We start from the raw sequence: 16,970 nt of genomic DNA, 5'->3' as shown, positions 1-16,970 counted from the left end.
CGCCGAGACCTTCCCCGTGCTCGGCCTCAGGCCGATCCTGCCCCCTGGGACACGGCCGGGAACGGGACGACGGCCACTGTTACGTTGTCGTGGCCCCCGCCGTCCAGGGCGTGACCGACCAGCACCTGCGCGCCGTGCAGTGGCCGCGCGGCGGCGTCGAGGGGCACGACCTCGGCCATGTCCTCGGCCGCCTCCGCGTAGTTCCACAGCCCGTCCGTGCACACCACCACCACTCCGGGCCGGTCCGGCTTGAAGGAGGCGGTGTGCGGCTCCAGTTCGTAGGCGTCCGCGCCGAGCCAGCCGGTGATCGCGTGGGCGCGCTCGTCGGCGTACGCCTCGGCCTCGTTCATCAGGCCCGCGGCGACCATCTGCGCGGCCCAGGAGTCGTCTTCGGTGAGCCGGGCCGGCGGTGTGGTGCGGTCCACCGGCACCCAGTAGGCGCGGCTGTCGCCGACCCAGCCGACGATCAGCAGACCGGAGGTGACGACGGCGCCGACGATGGTGCACGCGGGCGCGTTCTGGTGCGGGGAGTGCTCGCGGGCGGTGGCGGGCTCGGCGGCCAGGGCGTTGACCGCGTGCGAGGCGGCGACGATCGCCTCGTGCATCGCCTGCTGCGGGTGCGTGCCGCGCGGCAGGGCGGCCAGCAGGGACTCGCTCGCCGCGCGGGCGGCGGCGAGGGAGGCGTCGTCGGGGCGGGTCGCCGAGGAGACGCCGTCGCAGACGATCGCGAGGGTCGCCGGGGTGCCGTCGGGCAGGGCGGTGTGGCCGAGGCCGAAGGCGTCCTCGTTGCGGTGGTGGCGCAGCCCGCGGTCGCTGACGGCGGCCGTCGGGCCGCACTCCTGTTCCATGTGGTCGCGCTCCCGTGGCTGGGCGTGCCCGCAGTTCTCGCAGTAGCCGTCGCTGTCCACCCGCCCGGCGCGGCAGGCCACGCACAGCTTGGCCTCCCCGGCGGGCGCCGCGAGTTCGGCGAGGCGCGGGTCGGGCGCCTGCAGCGGGTACTCGTCGGGCTCCGGCGGCCGGTCGAAGCGCACCCCGGAGGCCGGGGAGACCGGCGATCCGGTCGGCGGCCGCTCCGGCGGCAGCGGGGTGCCGCCTGAGTCGGTGCCGCGCAGGTCGGTCGGCAGATGCGTGACGGCCGCGACACCGGAGCCCGGTTCGGACGCGCTGGGCCAGCCGGTGCCGTCGCCCTCGGGCGCCGGGCCGCCCAGCGTGATCGTGGGGTGGTCGTCCGGCCGGGGCGGCACGGCGGACAGGTCGTATCCGCACGCACCGCAGAAACGGTCACCCGACTCGAGCGGCCACTCGCAGCTCGGACAGTTCGACAGAGCTGCCTGCTGGGGCATCTGCGACATCAACTACACCCACGTCCGGGGGCGGTAACGGTTGGCACGTTCCACCAGGTCGATCCTCTCCTCGCCGCCCCGCGCCAGCCGGGCCAGCGTGCGGTACGAGCGCTCCAGGCCGAAGCGGAGTCCCCGCTCGTCCAGGTCGTTGCCGAGCACGCGCCGTCCGGCCGGCGCGGAACCCTGGCCCCCGGAGAGTATCCAGTCCAGCGCCGAGCCGAGGACCTCGGCCGACAACTGCTCCCTGCGGGCCGGGTCCAGACCGTACGCGTCCAGCGCCTCGACCTGCCCGGCGGCGGCCGTCAGGTCCTCCAGGAACGGCGCGTCGGAGGCGGCGGCGGTGCGTTGACGCAGCCGCGCCCGTACGGCCGCCACCCGCGCGGCCGTGTAGTGGATGGACGACTCCGGCACCGACTCCAGCGTCCGTACCGCGCCGCGCCGGTCGCCGCCGGCCAGCTGGACGCGGGCCAGCCCGAAGGCGGCGCTGACACAGCTCGGGTCGGTCGACCACACCAGGCGGTAGTACTCGGCCGCGTTGTCCAACTGGCCCAGCACCTCGGCGCACAGGCCGAGGGCCAGCTTGGGTGCCGTCTCGCCGGGGAAAGCGTCGTAGATCGCGTCGAAGGCGAGCGCGGCGCCCTCGTGGTCGTGGGTGACCAGCGCGGCCACGCCCCGGTACCAGACCACCCGCCAGTCGTCGGGCCGCTCGTCTTCCAGCGCGGCCAGCGAGGTCAGCGCCGCCTGCGAGTCGCCGTTCTCCAGCCACGCCCGGATCTGCCGGAGCCGGGTCTCCACCGAGACCGAGGGCGCGGCGGCCAGGGCGCCCAGCAGTTCGGCCGGCGCGGTCGCCATCAGCCCGGCGAGGAAACCGGCGTTGGGGTCGGCGGCATCCACGCGCGGCACCGGGAGGGCGAGGGCGGCGGCGGGGGAGTCGACCGGTTTGACGATGGCCTGGGTGCCGTCGGGCGAGGCCGCGAGCCGGGCCCGCTGCTTCTTCGGCTGCACCGCCCGCGCCCCGAGCCGTGAGACGTCCCCTTCGAGGCGGGGGAACAACTCCGCGTCCGTGACGCGCAGTTCGGGCCCGAAGAGGGTCGACAGGGCGGGCCGGGCGCGGCCCGTCTGCAGTGAGACGACCTCTCTGAGCACGCCGGTCAGCTGCTCGCCCATCTCCTGCGCGGAGGCGAACCGGCGGGCCGGGTCGGGATCGGTGGCGCGGACCAGCAGGCGGTAGAAGGACTCGTACTGGCGGAAGACCTCGATGTTGTCCGGGTCGGGCAGGGAGTCCACGAAGACGTTGGTGTAGCCCTGGAAGTCGAAGGTCAGCACGGCCAGCGTGCGGGCGACGGTGTACAGGTCGGACGCCACGGACGGGCCGACCTCGGCGACCTCGGGCGCCTGGTAGCCGACCGTGCCGTAGATGGCCGACTCCTCGTCGTCCATCCGGCGCACCGCGCCCATGTCGATCAGCTTGAGCTGGTCCTCGGTCTGGATGGCGTTGTCGACCTTGAAGTCGCAGTACAGCAGGTTGCGGCTGTGCAGGTGGCCGAGCGCCTCCAGGGCCTCGATGCCGTACGCGCAGGCCTGCTCCACCGGCAGCGGGTCGCGCTTGCCGTCCGGTGTGCGGCGGCCGTTGGCGATCTCCTTCAGGGACTTGCCGCCGACGTACTCCATGACGATGTAGCCGTCCAGGGAGCCGGTGCGCTTGTCCAGGTGCTCGACGAAGTTGTAGATCCGCACGATGTTGGCGTGCTCGATCTCGGCGAGGAAGCGCCGCTCGGAGATCGCCGCCGCCATCGCGTCCTGGTCGCCGGTGTCCAGCAGGCCCTTGAGGACGACCCAGCGGTCGGAGACCGCCTTGTCCACGGCGAGGTAGACCCAGCCGAGCCCGCCGTGCGCCAGACAGCCCACGACCTCGTACTGGCCGTGTACCACGTCGCCGGCCTTCAGCTTCGGCACGAAGGAGTACGGGTGCCCGCACTTGGTGCAGAAGCCTTCGGTGCGGCCCGGTCGGTCGCCGCGTGAACGGCCCACCGGCGCCCCGCAGTCGGAGCGCGAGCAGAACCGCTTGCGCTCGGGCACCTCGGGGTCGTCCTGCACCATCGCCCGCGGGTCGGGCCGCGGCACGTCCGGCACCTGCACCAGGCCCGCGCCCAGCCGGCCCCGGCCGGAGGAGGTGTTGGTGCCGGAGCCGGAGCTGCGCACCGACACCGAGCGGCCCGTGGCCTTGCCCGACAGGGAGCGCGAGAGGCGTCCCGACACCGAGCGCCGCGACTTCGAGGACTGCGAGGACGTACGGGAGCTGCCCCGGCTGCCGGTGCGGGAACTGCCGCTGCCCTGCGAGCCCTTGCCGCCGGCGGTGATGCCGGTGGGCGGCGAGGACACCATGCCGGACGACGAGACGACCGGCGCGTGGCCGCACGTGTCGCAGTACAGCGCGCCGCCGCCCACGTCCTCGTACGTGCCCTCGCAGTCGGGCCGCTGGCAGGTCTGCTGTGCCTGGCTCATGACTCCCCCCGACGCCTCATGACGACTCACCCCTGTGGTCGTGGCTGTCCCGCGGTGCGCCCTGCTCCGGCACCCGAGAGGAGCCGAGCGCCTCGGCGGCCGCCCGCTGGTAGCGCAGCACGGCCTGCTCGGCGACCCGCAGGTCGCAGGGCGCGCTCCACAGCATGCGGCGGGCCGCGTCGTACCGCTCGATCAGGAACGGGTCCTCGGCCAGCCCGTGCCGGGCCACCTTCGCCTTGTACGCGTCCAGCCGGCCGCGCAGCTCCGCACGGACCGCGAGCGGCGCCGTGACGGCCGTCAACGACTCGCGGGCGCGCAGCAGTTCGTCCTCCGCCTTCTGCTCCAGTGACTCCAGGAGCGGGGACAGCCGGTGCCACTGGGCGTGTCTGCGGTACTCGGCGGCCGTCGCCAACTGCTCCTGCAGCGCGGTCGGCGGGCCGCTGACCACGGGCACCTCCGTGGCGGCGATCTTCGCCAGGACCTCACCGCGCGCGGTGCGCGCCTCGGCGAGGGTGCGGTCCGCGCGGGAGAGCACGTCCCGCAGCCGCACCAGGCGCTGCTCGGCGTCCTGGCGGACGGTCAGCACGGCGTCGATCTCCCGGCGCACGTCCTCCAGGGCGCGCGCCTCACGGTCGTACACCGTGGTGTCGGGGCGGCCGCCGCCCGGCGCGGAACTGCCCTGCGCGGGGATCCAGTGGGCGAGCGGGTCGGAGATGACCTGCTCGCGCAGGGACGTCAGGGTGCGCGTGATGCGTTCGAGGTCGTCGCCCGCCGGATGCTCGCCGGGGCGCACGCCGACGGAGTGGGCGAGCGTGCGGGTGCGCTGGAGCTCGGCGGCCAGTAAATCTATCCGGGCGGGCAGCGCGGACCAGACCGCGTCGGCGGCGACGACCATGTCCAGGCTCTTCGCGTACAGCTCGTTCATCCGCTCGACCAGGTCGGTCAGCGAGAACTGCTCGCTGAGTCGGCCCGAAGCGCCGTGCAGCGTCTGCGCGTTCGCCAGGGCCGTCGCGGAGCCCGCGACCGTGACGGAGGAGCCGCGCAGCAACTCGGTCAGCTCCACCAGGTCCTCACGGCTGGACCAGCGGCGCCGCGAGCGGATCTCCCGGGCGGAGCGCAACGCGTCCGTGTACGCGTCGAAGTACGTCCACAGCAGCGTGATGGACGCCTCCGCGGCCGTCCAGCGCTCCTTGGTGACGCCGGTGAGTTCGGCGCCCTCGAGGAGCCTGCGGCCCGCGTGGTCCTGCAGGGCGAGGAGCGAGGTCTCGATCGCCTCGTGCTCCGCGCCGAGCCGCGCCAGCGCACGGTCCACCTCGTCCCGGTCCATCACCGGCCCGGCGGGGTCCGTGACGCCCATCGATCACCTCTCGCTGCTGTCGAGTTCCGTCTGCTGCCTGTCAGTCTCGATGGTCGGTCACCTGTAGTGCGCTTCGGGAGGGGTCGCCGAGGCCGACTTGGTGCCGGGCTGGTCCAGGGTCGGGTGCAGCCAGGTCGCGTACGAGGCCTGCCAGCCGCCGTCCTTGACGTAGTTCTGCAGGGTGCGGTTGACCTGGCGTACCAGATCGTCGGAGTGCAGCTTCATCGCCACGCCGTAGTACTCGTGGGTGAACAGCCCGCCCTTGAGTTCCACCGTGGGGTCCTGCGCGGCCTGACTCGCGGCGAGCGCGCCGTCGGTCACCACCGCGTCGACCTCGCCGAGCTGCAACTTCACCAGGCAGTCGAGCTGGTTGGGCACCTGGGTGGAGATGTCGGTGGAGGCGGGGATCTTGGTGCCCCGGTCCGCCTTGAGGGCGTCGTAGGCGGTGGACCCCTGCGCCGAGCAGACCTTTTTGTGCGCCAGGGACTGGTCGTACCCGGTGATCGTCGAGGTCTTGGGGGCGAGGACCTGCTGGCCGGTGCTGAAGTACGGGGCGGAGAAGGCGACGTCGGCCAGTCGCTTGCAGGTGATCGTCATGGTGCGCACCACCATGTCGACCTCGTCGTGCTGGATCGCCGGGATGCGCTGGTTCGTCGGTATGGCCTTGAAGGAGACCGCGCCCGGGTCGCCGAGGAGGTCCTTGGCGATCCGGTGGACCAGGTCGATGTCGAAGCCCTCCAGCTCGCCCTTGACGTTGTTGGGGTTGAGGTAGCCCCAGCGGTAGCTGTTGGTGTCGACGCCGACGATCAGCCGGCGGTCCTTGCGGGCCTTGATCCGGTCGATGGTCGGCGTGCTGCCGTCACCGCCGGACGGTGACAGGCTCTGGTCCTGCGGGTCCTTGCAGTCGTCGGCGGCCCTGGCCTGGGTGCCGTGCGCCAGCCGCTGGCCGGCGCTGTCAGTACCGCCGTCGGACTGGGTCAGCGGCAGCAGCAGCGCGAAGGCGACGGCGAGGGCGCAGACGGCCGCCATCGCGCCGACCCCGCCCCAGCCCCGCAGCCCCGACCGCAGACGCCTGACGAGACGCTGTGCGTTCATGTTCGCGCCCCCTCTCACCGGTACTCCGACAGCCTGCGCCCGATGCCGACGACGGCGCCGGCCGCGCCGAGCACCGCGAGGACCGCGGCGCCGTACGGCAGCCCGGTCAGCGCGTCCCGGCCGCCGCTCGCGGCCTGCTTGAACTCGGTCTGCTCATGGTCGAGGGCCTGCACGAGGGCTTTGTCGACGTTGTCGAAGCACACGCTCGTGGGGTCCTTGCCGACGCCGATGACCTTGTCGCGCGCCTGCTGGTACTCGCCCTTGTCGTTCAGGCTCTGGGCGACGCCGTGCCGGTCCTTCCACGCCTGCATGAAGCTGTCGGCGTTCTTCACCGGTGTGCGGCCGGCGGAGTCGTCGGCGAGGGCGTGCGCCTTGGTGAGCGCCTGGGAGAGCTTGCCGATCTGGTCGTCGTAGCCCCAGGAGTACGCGTCCAGCGTGGTACCGCCGACCGTCTTGGTGTCGGCGCCGCGGCGGATCAGGCTCAGGTTCTCGTCGCTGCGGGCGGTCAGGGACGCGATGCGGGCGTCGTGCAGGACGTTCAGGGAGCGCACGCCGTGGTCGTAGGAGTCGTTCAGGCCCATGCGGGCGACGGTGTGGCCGACGACCAGCCACAGCACCACCACCACACAGGCCGCCGACGCGGTGACCAGGCCGTGGTTGAGGACGCGGTTGGTGTGCAGGAAGGTGCGCCGCTGCGCCCAGGCCAGCGCCGCCAGGACCACGACGCCGAGGCCGACCGCAGCCCACGGGAAGGCCTTGGCGTCCGCGTAGTCGGAGTTCAGCCGCTGGTTCTCGCGCTGGTACAGGGACTCGGCCCGCGGCAGCATCTGCTGCTGCATCATCTCGTTCGCCGCGCGCAGGTAGGCGCTGCCCACCGGGTAGCCCTGCCGGTTGTTGGCGCGGGCCGTCTCCACCAGGCCCTTGTAGCGCGGCAGCAGTTCGTTGAGCTGGGCGATGACCGTGGCCGAGTCGGAGCCGGGATCGGAGTTGGAGGCCGCCGTGACGAGCTTGTCGGCGGCCGTGCGGATGTCGGTCTCGTACCCCTGCCGCACCTCGGGCTTCTCCTGGGGGCCCGCGAGATAGCCGCTGGCGGCGGCCGTGTTGGCGTCGGCGAGCGAGCGGTAGATGTCGGCCGCGTCAGAGCTGAGCGGCTGGCTGCTGGTGAGGACGTCGTTCGCGGCGTTCGAACGCTCCGTCATCTGCCAGGCGGTGACCGCGCCGAAGGCCACGACGACCACGGCGAGCAGCGCGCCGATGATGCGCAGCCGCCCCGGCTCGGTGGTGGCGGCCGTGCGCAGCCGCTCCACGCCCTCGGCGAAGGCGGTACGGCGCGCGGCTCCGGTCCCGGCTACGGCGGCGGGGCCCGGCGGCATGGGGGGCTCGGGCGGGCCCGGCTGCGGCGGCACGGCCGGGATCGTGGGCACCGCGGAGCCCGGTGGCGCCGCGCTGCTCTTCGGCGGGTGTGTCACTGTTGACCTCCCCCATGGTCATCCGTCCCCGCAAGTATCGCCGCCGCGACCGACATCCGCACCGGCCTTCACGGGATCTTGATCGGATCGCAGTGGCTTCGCCGCCCCACCGGCGCACGACACGGCGCTCCGTACCACCCCCCTGCCCATGAATACGCCGCCGGAATCAGTTCGGTTCCCACCGGGGTCACCTGAGGTCAACCCTCGAAGTGGGCCCGCACCCGTTCGTGCACCTCCCGCTGAGCCCCCACCCGGTCGAGGCCCAGCAGCGCCGCGCCCAGCACCGGGCTCGCCGTCACCACCCGCGCCACCGCCTTGGGCGCGCGGACCGCCAGCAAGTCCCTGATCCCGTCGTTCAGTCGGGGGTGCTGGGCGGCCAGGACGCCACCGCCGAGCAGCACCGGGGTCTCCTCCGCCAGCAGGTCGAGGCGGGTCAGCGCGACCGTCGCCATGGTCACCACCTCGTCCGCCAGCCGGTCCACCAGCGCGCGGGCGATCCGGTCGCCGTCCGCTGCCGTCGCGAACAAAACCGGCGTCAACTCGTGCCTGCGGACGGGCTCGACCTGCTCCAGGTGCAGCGCTTCGACCAGCGCGAGCATGCTGGCGTAGCCGAAGTGCGCCGGGAGCGTGCGGGCCAGCGCGGTCTCCTCGCCCCGGCCGTCCTCCGCGCGCGCGGCGTGCCACAGGGCCTCCTCCGCCAGGCCCCAGCCGCCGCCCCAGTCACCGGAGATCCGGCCGAGCGCGGGAAAACGGGCGGTCCGGCCGTCGGGGCGCATGCCGACGCAGTTGATGCCCGCGCCGCACACCACGGCGACCCCGCGCGGTTCGGTGATGCCCGCGCGCAGGATGGCGAAGGTGTCGTTGCGGACCTCCACCGAAGTCCCCCACGCGCGTGCGTGCAGCGCGGCCGCCAACTGCTCCTCCTCCACGGGGAAGTCGGCGTTGGCGAGACAGGCGGAGACGTGATCCACCGACGCCACTCCGGCGGCGGCGAAGGCCCGGCCGACCGCGTCGGCCAGCGCGTCCACGGCGGTCTCCACGCCCACCACCGGCGGCCGGAACCCGCCGCCGCGGGCCGTGGCGAGGATCGTCCCGTCGGCCGCCACGACCGCCACGTCGGTCTTGCTGTTGCCCGCGTCGACGGCGAGGACACGTGCGATCATGCCCACGCGAGGTGCTCCCGGTTGTGTGCGATCAGTCGGTCGGTGAGGGTCTCCGCGTACGCGTACTGGCCGATGAGCGGGTGGGCGAGCAGCGCCCTGAACACCCGGTCCCGGCCGCCCCGCAGGGCCGCCTCCAGGGCCAGGTCCTCATACGCGGTGACGTTCGCCATCAGGCCCGCGTACAGCGGGTCCACTGCGGGCACCGGCAGCGGGGTCGGCCCCTTCGGCCCCACCGCCGCCTGTACCTCGATCACCGCGTCGTCGGGCAGGAACGGCAGTGTGCCCCGGTTGTAGGCGTTCACCACCTGGTACGGCGACCCGCCCGCGCCCAGCAGCGAGGCCGCGAGGTCGACGGCCGCCTCCGAGTAGTAGGCGCCGCCGCGCTTGGCCAGCAGCTCCGGCTTCTCGTCGAGGGCCGGGTCGCCGTACATCTTCAGCAACTGCCGCTCCATCTCGGCGACCTCGGCGGCCCGGGACGGCTTGGTGCGCAGTTCCCGCACGACCTCGTCGTGCGCGTAGTAGTAGCGCAGGTAGTAGGAGGGGACCACGCCGAGGCGGTCCAGGATCTCGCGCGGCAGGCGCAGGTCGGCGGCGACGGCGTCGCCGTGCTCCGCCAGCAGCCTGGGCAGCGCGTTCTCGCCCTCGGGGCCACCGAGGCGGACGCCGGTCTCCCAGGTGAGGTGGTTGAGGCCGACGTGGTCGAGGTGGATGTCGGTGGGGGAGACGTCGAGCAGGTTCGCGAACTTCCTCTGGAAGCCGATCGCCACGTTGCACAGGCCGACCGCCTTGTGGCCGGCCTGCAGCAACGCGCGCGTGACGATGCCGACCGGGTTGGTGAAGTCGATGATCCAGGCGTCCGGGTTCGTCCGGCGCACCCGTTCCGCGATGTCCAGCACCACCGGCACCGTGCGCAGCGCCTTGGCGAGGCCGCCCGCGCCGGTGGTCTCCTGGCCGACGCAGCCGCACTCCAGTGGCCAGGTCTCGTCCTGCTCGCGCGCCGCCTGCCCGCCTACGCGCAGCTGCAGCAGCACCGCGTCGGCGCCCTCGACGCCGGCGTCCAGGTCGGAGGTGGTGACGATACGGCCGCTGTGGCCCTGCTTGGCGAAGATGCGCCGGGCGAGCCCGCCGACCAGCTCCAGGCGCTCGAAGGCCGGGTCGACCAGCACCAGCTCCTCGATGGGCAGGGTGTCGCGCAACCGGGCGAACCCGTCGATGAGTTCGGGCGTGTAGGTCGACCCTCCGCCGACCACGGTGAGTTTCATATCGGGGTTAACCCTTCACTCCGGTGAGCGTGACGCCTTCGACGAACGCCTTCTGGGCGAAGAAGAACACGAGGATCACGGGGGCCATGACCAGCACGGTCGCGGCCATGGTGAGGTTCCAGTCGGTGTGGTGCGCGCCCTTGAAGGACTCCAGGCCGTAACTGAGGGTCCACGCGCCCGGGTTCTCCGAGGCGTAGATCTGCGGGCCGAAGTAGTCGTTCCAGGCGTAGAAGAACTGGAACAGGGCGACGGCGGCGATGCCGGGCCTGGCCATCGGGATGACGACCTTGAGCAGCGTCCGCAGGTCCCCGCAGCCGTCGACCTTGGCCGCGTCCACGTACTCGTTCGGGATGGTCAGCAGGAACTGGCGCAGCAGGAAGATGGAGAACGCGTCGCCGAAGGCCATCGGGATGATCAGCGGCCACAGCGTGCCCGACAGGTCCAGCTGCTTCGCCCAGAACAGGTACATCGGGATGATGATCACCTGCGGCGGCAGCATCATCATGGAGATGACCAGCATCAGGGAGAGATTGCGGCCCCGGAAGCGGAACTTGGCGAGCGCGTACGCCACCGGGATGGAGGAGACGACGGTGAGGACCGTTCCCAGTCCCGCGTAGATCAGCGTGTTCTTCCACCAGGTGAGGAAGCCCGGGGTGTCGAAGACCTTCCGGTAGTTGCCCCACTCCCAGGTGTGCGGGATCAGGTCCCGGCTGAGGGCCTGACTGTCGCTCATCAGGGAGGTCAGGAACACGAACACGAACGGCAGGGTGAAGAAGAGCGCGGCAGCCACCCCGAGGGAGTGGACGGCGATCCACTCGAACAGGGACCTGCGGCGGGCCGTGCGCTCGGCGGGCGAGACCGGGGCGTGCACCTGCACCGGCTTGTCCAGTACTTGGGCCATGGTCAGTCACCTGCCAGGTTGAGACCGCCCCGGCGCCGCATCAGGAACGCGGTGAACACCATGGACAGGGCGAACAGGACGAGGGCGACGACACACGCGGAGCCGTAGTCGAAGCGCTGGAAACCGAGGTTGTAGACGAGCTGCGGGAGGGTCAGCGTGGACTTCTCCGGGTAGCCGGGCTCGAACTGGGTGCCCGCGCCCTGGATCACCCCCGAGGCGACCTTCCCCGCGATCAGCGGCTGCGTGTAGTACTGCATGGTCTGGATCACGCCGGTGACGACGGCGAACATCACGATCGGCGAGATGTTGGGAAGGGTGACATACCGGAACCGCTGCCAGGCGGAGGCGCCGTCCAGCTCGGCGGCCTCGTACTGCTCCTGCGGGACGTCGAGCAGCGCGGCCATGAAGATGACCATCAGGTCGCCGATGCCCCACAGGGCGAGCAGGGTCAGGGCCGGCTTGGACCAGGACGGGTCGTTGAACCAGCCGGGGGCGGGGATGCCGACCTTCTCCAGGATCGAGTTCACCGGGCCCGTACCGGGGTTGAGCAGGAACGCGAACGCCATGGTCGCGGCGACCGGCGGGGCGAGGTAGGGCAGGTAGAACAGGGTGCGGAACACCCCCGTGCCCGTCTTGATCTTGGTGATCAGCAGGCCGACGCCGAGTCCGAAGGCGACCCGCAGGGTCACCATGACGACGACCAGCCACAGGGTGTTGCGCAGCGCGGGCCAGAAGTAGGGGTAGTGCTCGAAGACGTACGTCCAGTTCTTCGCGCCGCTCCACGTCGGCGCCTTGAAGCCGTCGTAGTGCATGAACGAGAAGTAGACCGTCGAGATCAGCGGGTACGCGAAGAACACCGCGAAGCCGATCAACCAGGGCGACATGAAGGCGAGGGTGCGAAGCGCCTGCTTCCGCTGCTTCGCGGCGAGGCCGGGGGTGCGGCGCTTCGACGCCAGGGTGATGGTGCTCATCGTCGGGACTACTTCGCCTGCGCGATGTCGGTGTCGATCTGCTTGGCCGTGCTCTGCAGGGCCGACCGGAGGTTGGTGACCTTTCCGCTCTCGTAGTCGTAGCCGAGGTTCTGGATGGTCACGAGGTACGAACCGCCGTTGATCGAGGCGGGTGTCGTGGTCGAGTTCGGGTTCGCGGCGATGTCGAGGAACGTCTTGAAGCGCGGGTCGTACTTCAGCTTCGGGGACTTCAGGGCGGCCAGCGTGGAGGGCACGTTGTGGATGCCGTTGGAGAAGTTCACGACCGCGTCGGTGTCCGTGGTGATGTACTTGACGAACTCCCAGGCCGCGTTCTGCTTCTTGCTGGTGGCGGCGATACCGGCGATGGTGCCGGTGATGTAGCCCTTGCCGTACTGCGAGGCCTGGTTGTCGGGTACGGGCAGCGGGGCGACGCCGATGTCGAGCTTCGGGTTGGCGTCCGTGGCCATCCCGAGCCGCCACTCGCCGTCGAGCTGCATGGCGACCTGGCCGGTGTGGAAGGGGTGCTTCTTGCCCCACTCGTCGCCGAGCGTGGAGCGGTAGGTCTCCAGCTTCTTGAAGCCGCCGAGTTCGTCGACGAGCTTCTTCTGCAGCTGGAACCCGGCGGCGAACGCCGGGTCCTTCGCGAGGTCGGACTTGCCGGCCTGGTCGAAGTACGTCGGCGAGAACTGCGCGAAGTAGTGCTCGGTCGTCGTCTCCCAGCCGTGGTAGTCCGGCATGAAGCCGAGCTGCTTGTAGGTGTCGCCCTGGGGGATCGTCAGCTTCTTGGCGTCGGTCTCGAACTCGGACCAGGTCTTCGGCGGGCTGGTGATGCCGGCCGCCTTGAACTCGGTCTTGTTGTAGTAGAGGCCGTAGGCGTCACCGAGCAGCGGCACCGTGCAGCGGTTGCCGTTGAACTGGGTGTACTCGTTCATCGGCTTCGGGAAGGTGGTCTGCGGGTCGATGCCGTCCTTCTTGAAGAAGGGGTTGAGGTCGACCAGCGCGCCCGAGGAGCAGAACTTGCCGACGTTGTTGGTGGTGAAGGAGGAGATGACGTCCGGCGCCTTGTCGCCGCCGGTGCGCAGCGCCTGGTTGATCTTGTCGTCGGTCACGTTGCCGACGACGTTCACATGGATGTTGGGGTGGGCCTTCTCGAAGCCGCTGATCAGTGCTTTGACGGCCGCGACCTCGTTCGGGGCGCTCCAGGCGTGCCAGAAGTTGATCGTCGTGTTCTTGGAGGCGTCGTCGCTCGAGCCCGAGCTCGACTGACCGGTACAGGCGGTGGCGAGGAGGGCGAGGGAAGCGGACGCGGCGAGCGCGACCACCGTCTTCCGGGTCGCTTCGGGGGTGACTTTCCTGGACTTTTCGGGCATGGCAGGGTCTCCCAGGGGCGGGACGGGACAGGTGAGGAAGGCGCGGGGGGTGAGTGCGAGGTGCGGGGCGGGGGTGCCGCGTCAGCGCGAGGTGTCGAAGACCTCGTCGCGGGTGGCCGCGAGGGCGCTCTCCAGCGCGCCCCGCAGCACGGGATGGTCACGGACGTCACCGACGACGAGCCGGGGACGGGCCGCGGCCAGTTCCTCCAGCTCGTCCTGGACGAGGGAGCGCAGCAGCTCGCCGCCCGAGGTCAGGGAGGCGCCGCTGAGCACGACGAGTTCGGGGTCGAGCACGGAGACGAGGGAGGCGAGACCGGTGGCCAGCCGGGTCGCGTACGTCTCGAGGAGCTTGCGGTTCAGGACGGTGTCCTCGGCGGCGGCCCGCTCGAGGAGCGCGGCGGCAACCTCGGCGTACGGCCCCGAGGGGATCCGCTCGATGCCGAGCTGGCGGGCGAGGTGCGGGACGGCCTGGGAGCCGGCCAGCTCCTGGTAGCCGCCACTGTTGGCTTTGGTGACCTGCCGGACCAGGGGTGCGCCCGGAACCGGAAGGAAACCCACCTCGCCCGCGCCGCCGGTCCAGCCGCGGTGCAGCCGGCCGCCCAGGACCAGGGCGGCACCGAGGCCCCCCTCGTTCCACAGCAGCACGAAGTCCTCGTGCCCGCGGGCCGCGCCCAGCCGTTGTTCGGCGACGGCGACGAGGTTGACGTCGTTCTCGTACTCCACCGGCATCGGCAGCGCGGCGGCGATCTCGTCGAGCAGGGCCGGGGTGTGCCAGCCCGGCAGGTGGGAGGCGTAGCGCAGCCGGCCCGTGTTCGGGTCGAAGGCGCCCGGGGTGCCGATGACGAGGCGGTGCACGTCGTCCCGGGCCAGCCCCGCCGCCTTCACCGCGCCGTCGAGGGCGTCGGTGACCTGCCGCACGACGGGCTGGGCCGGACGCCTCCCGGGGGTGGGGAGTTCGTACGAGCCCACCGTGCGGCCGGTCACGTCGGCGACGGCGGCGAGGATGCGCTCCGGGGTGACGTCCAGGCCCGCGGCGTACCCGGCGGCCGGGTTGACCTCGTACAGCTGGGCGTTGGGTCCCGGTCGTCCCTCGGTGGTGCCGGTGGCGAGGACCAGGCCCGCCGCTTCGAGGCGGGCGAGCAGTTGGGAGGCGGTCGGCTTGGAGAGGCCGGTGAGCTTGCCGATCCGCGTGCGGGACAGCGGCCCGTGCTCCAGGAGGAGGTCCAGGGCGGCGCGGTCGTTCATGGCGCGCAGGACGCGCGGGGTGCCCGGCGTACCGGCGGATCCTGCCATGTGTCGACACCTGCCTTTCGACTGTCCAGCTTCTCATCCAGCCACTGTTAGGAAAGTTTCCTATCGGCTGGAGAGGAACGTAATCCCAGGGCGAAGGGGGCGTCAATAGACGCCGCCCCCGAGGCAACACACTCGTTACCTCGGGGGCGGTGGGACTTCGGTGGGACTGCGGTAAGACTGCGGGGGGACTCCGGTGGGGCGAGGAGAGCGGGCGGCTACTTCGGCACGGTCCGCTGCTGGACCATGGGTGACGCCGCCGCCGACTGCGGGGAGTCCGGGGCGGCATGGACCGAGGGGGCCGCGACCGCCTCCGTCGCGTCGGGGGCGTTCGTGGCGTCCTCCACGGCCGTCTCGCCGCCCACGATGTGGATGTCCGCCGCGTCGAAGGCCCGCTTGACGCGCCAGCGCAGCTCGCGTTCGACGGCCAGGGACTTGCCCGGCATGGTCCTCGCGGAGATGCGGATGACCATCGAGTCCAGCAGCACGCTGTCGAGGCCCAGGACCTCGATCGGGCTCCACAGGAGCTCGTTCCAGGGCTCCTCCGCGCTCATCTTCTCGGCGACCTCGTCGAGGGTGGCCTTCAGCCGGTCCAGGTCCTCGTTCGCCTTCACGGTGACGTCGACCCCGGCCGTGGCCCAGCCCTGGGAGAGGTTGCCGATCCGCTTGACCTCGCCGTTGCGGACGTACCAGATCTCGCCCTCGGAGCCGCGCAGCTTCGTCACGCGCAGGCCGACCTCGATGACCTCGCCGGATGCCACGCCCGCGTCGATGACGTCACCGACGCCGTACTGGTCCTCCAGGATCATGAAGACACCGGAGAGGAAGTCGGTGACCAGGTTGCGGGCGCCGAAACCGATGGCGACACCGGCGACACCGGCGGAGGCCAGCAGCGGGGCCAGGTTGATCTGGAAGGCGCCCAGCACCATGAGCGCCGCCGTGCCGAGGATCAGGAAGGACGCGACCGAGCGCAGCACGGACCCGATGGCCTGGGAGCGCTGCCGGCGGCGTTCGTTGTTGACCAGCAGCCCGCCGAGCGCCGTGCCGTCCACGGCCTGCGCGGTGCGGGTCATCCGGTCGATCAGCTTGGTGATCGCCCGCTGCACGACCGCTCTGAGTACCGCCGCGACCACCAGGATGAGCAGGACCCGCAGGCCGATGGCGAGCCAGGTCGACCAGTTCTGCTCCACCCAGCTGGCGGCGTTGGTCGCGCTCTTCTGGGCGTCCTGCACGGTGGGGAGCGTCACGGCCGTCGACTCCGAGGAGGACGGGGACGGCGACGAACCGGCGGCCAGTAGGACGGCGGTCAAGGACACGGCGGGTACCTCCAGGTGCACACGTCCGCCCTCCGGTACGCGACGCGGTCAAGGTCACGAAAAGGTCACCGGGCGGGCAGGTTCACCACACTATCGGGGCACCGTGTGTGAATCCTTGCCAACTTCCGAGGAGAGACCGTGCGCACTCCGAGATGAGCAGGTGGGATAAAGCGCAGCCGGTCCGGGGGATGCATCAGATGTGGTCGAAAACACTCCCAGCCCGTTACCGGGACATGGTGGCGCTTCCACCAGGCAAGAGGGGAGACTGACTACAGATCGTCCCGGCGCGAGCCACGCGCCGCCGACGCCCAAGGAGGCATCCGTGCCGCATGTCCTGGTCCTCAACGCGTCGTACGAGCCACTCGGCGTCGTACCGCTCCGCCGCGCGCTCGTCCTCGTCCTGGAGAACAAAGCGGTCTCCCTGGAGGAATCGGGCGCCTTCATGCACAGCGCAACCGTCACAGTCCCCGCACCAAGCGTGGTCCGGCTCAAGCGATTCGTCCGGGTTCCCTATCGGGGGCCCGTTCCTCTTACCCGCAGGGCGCTCTTCGCCCGTGACGGGGGCCGGTGCATGTACTGCGGTGGCGTCGCAACCAGCGTCGACCACGTCATCCCGCGCAGCCGCGGGGGCAAGCACGTCTGGGACAACGTGGTGGCCTCGTGCCGCCGCTGCAACCACGTGAAGGCCGACCGGCACCTCTTCGAGATCGGCTGGCGGCTGCGCCACAAACCAGCCCCGCCCACCGGTCTGGCCTGGCGCATCATCGGCACCGGCCATAGGGACCCGCGCTGGCTGCCGTACCTGCAGCCGTACGGCGCGGACGACGCCCTGGCCCGGATCGACGGCATCTCCGCCTGACGTCCGGGCCTTCGCACAGCCGTGCGCGCGCGGGCCATGCGGCCACAGGGTGTCCGGCCCCGGGGCTCC

At 71.3% G+C, this 16,970-nt stretch carries 13 protein-coding genes; 1 reads left to right on the top strand and 12 read right to left on the bottom strand.

What is annotated here, in order from left to right; all coding sequences use genetic code 11:
* Positions 1-26: 26 nt before the first annotated feature.
* From ACIRVK_RS15475 to ACIRVK_RS15420, 12 genes are all read right to left on the bottom strand, one after another.
* Positions 27-1,352 carry a PP2C family serine/threonine-protein phosphatase gene (locus ACIRVK_RS15475; protein WP_404247070.1) on the bottom strand — a complete coding sequence of 442 codons (1,326 nt, stop codon included), beginning with the start codon at positions 1,350-1,352 and terminating at the stop codon, positions 27-29.
* Between the two features lie 3 nt (positions 1,353-1,355).
* Positions 1,356-3,848, bottom strand: coding sequence for a tetratricopeptide repeat protein (locus tag ACIRVK_RS15470; protein WP_404247068.1), 2,493 nt, complete (start codon positions 3,846-3,848; stop codon positions 1,356-1,358).
* Positions 3,849-3,864: 16 nt separating this feature from the next.
* On the bottom strand, positions 3,865-5,205 hold the full coding sequence (locus ACIRVK_RS15465; protein WP_404247067.1) for a hypothetical protein: 1,341 nt from the start codon (positions 5,203-5,205) through the stop codon (positions 3,865-3,867).
* Positions 5,206-5,262: 57 nt separating this feature from the next.
* Positions 5,263-6,300, bottom strand: a complete 1,038-nt coding sequence (locus ACIRVK_RS15460) for a glutamate ABC transporter substrate-binding protein (RefSeq protein ID WP_404247065.1) — start codon at positions 6,298-6,300, stop codon at positions 5,263-5,265.
* Between the two features lie 14 nt (positions 6,301-6,314).
* The gene (locus tag ACIRVK_RS15455) at positions 6,315-7,769 is read right to left on the bottom strand and encodes a hypothetical protein (protein WP_404247063.1); all 1,455 of its coding nucleotides are present in this window, start codon (positions 7,767-7,769) and stop codon (positions 6,315-6,317) included.
* 197 nt (positions 7,770-7,966) lie between these two features.
* The gene (locus ACIRVK_RS15450) at positions 7,967-8,938 is read right to left on the bottom strand and encodes an N-acetylglucosamine kinase (protein WP_404247061.1); all 972 of its coding nucleotides are present in this window, start codon (positions 8,936-8,938) and stop codon (positions 7,967-7,969) included.
* Positions 8,929-10,194, bottom strand: coding sequence for a 6-phospho-beta-glucosidase (locus tag ACIRVK_RS15445; RefSeq protein ID WP_404247059.1), 1,266 nt, complete (start codon positions 10,192-10,194; stop codon positions 8,929-8,931). Before ACIRVK_RS15445 ends, ACIRVK_RS15450 begins: the two co-directional genes overlap by 10 nt.
* A 7-nt stretch (positions 10,195-10,201) precedes the next feature.
* Positions 10,202-11,095 (bottom strand): carbohydrate ABC transporter permease, encoded by an 894-nt coding sequence (locus ACIRVK_RS15440; protein WP_404247057.1) that lies wholly within the window; start codon positions 11,093-11,095, stop codon positions 10,202-10,204.
* A gap of 2 nt (positions 11,096-11,097) precedes the next feature.
* Positions 11,098-12,066, bottom strand: coding sequence for a carbohydrate ABC transporter permease (locus tag ACIRVK_RS15435; RefSeq protein ID WP_404247055.1), 969 nt, complete (start codon positions 12,064-12,066; stop codon positions 11,098-11,100).
* An 8-nt stretch (positions 12,067-12,074) separates the two neighbouring features.
* Positions 12,075-13,436 carry an ABC transporter substrate-binding protein gene (locus ACIRVK_RS15430; protein WP_404247053.1) on the bottom strand — a complete coding sequence of 454 codons (1,362 nt, stop codon included), beginning with the start codon at positions 13,434-13,436 and terminating at the stop codon, positions 12,075-12,077.
* Between the two features lie 81 nt (positions 13,437-13,517).
* Positions 13,518-14,729, bottom strand: a complete 1,212-nt coding sequence (locus ACIRVK_RS15425; RefSeq protein ID WP_404247051.1) for an ROK family protein — start codon at positions 14,727-14,729, stop codon at positions 13,518-13,520.
* Positions 14,730-14,944: 215 nt separating this feature from the next.
* A complete protein-coding gene (locus ACIRVK_RS15420; RefSeq protein ID WP_404247049.1) occupies positions 14,945-16,042 on the bottom strand; it encodes a mechanosensitive ion channel family protein in 1,098 nt (365 codons plus the stop codon).
* Between the two features lie 322 nt (positions 16,043-16,364).
* Here ACIRVK_RS15420 and ACIRVK_RS15415 point away from each other — a divergent pair, with 322 nt between their 5' ends.
* Positions 16,365-16,901: an HNH endonuclease gene (locus tag ACIRVK_RS15415; RefSeq protein WP_009323657.1), complete on the top strand. Its 537-nt coding sequence runs from the start codon at positions 16,365-16,367 to the stop codon at positions 16,899-16,901.
* The last annotated feature ends 69 nt before the right edge of the window (positions 16,902-16,970 follow it).

It is taken from the genome of Streptomyces sp. NPDC101152 (assembly GCF_044768275.1).
Classification (GTDB): Bacteria; Actinomycetota; Actinomycetes; order Streptomycetales; family Streptomycetaceae; genus Streptomyces.
The sequence above is the reverse complement of the archived record's forward strand: the minus strand, read 5'-3'. Positions and strand labels throughout refer to the sequence as shown.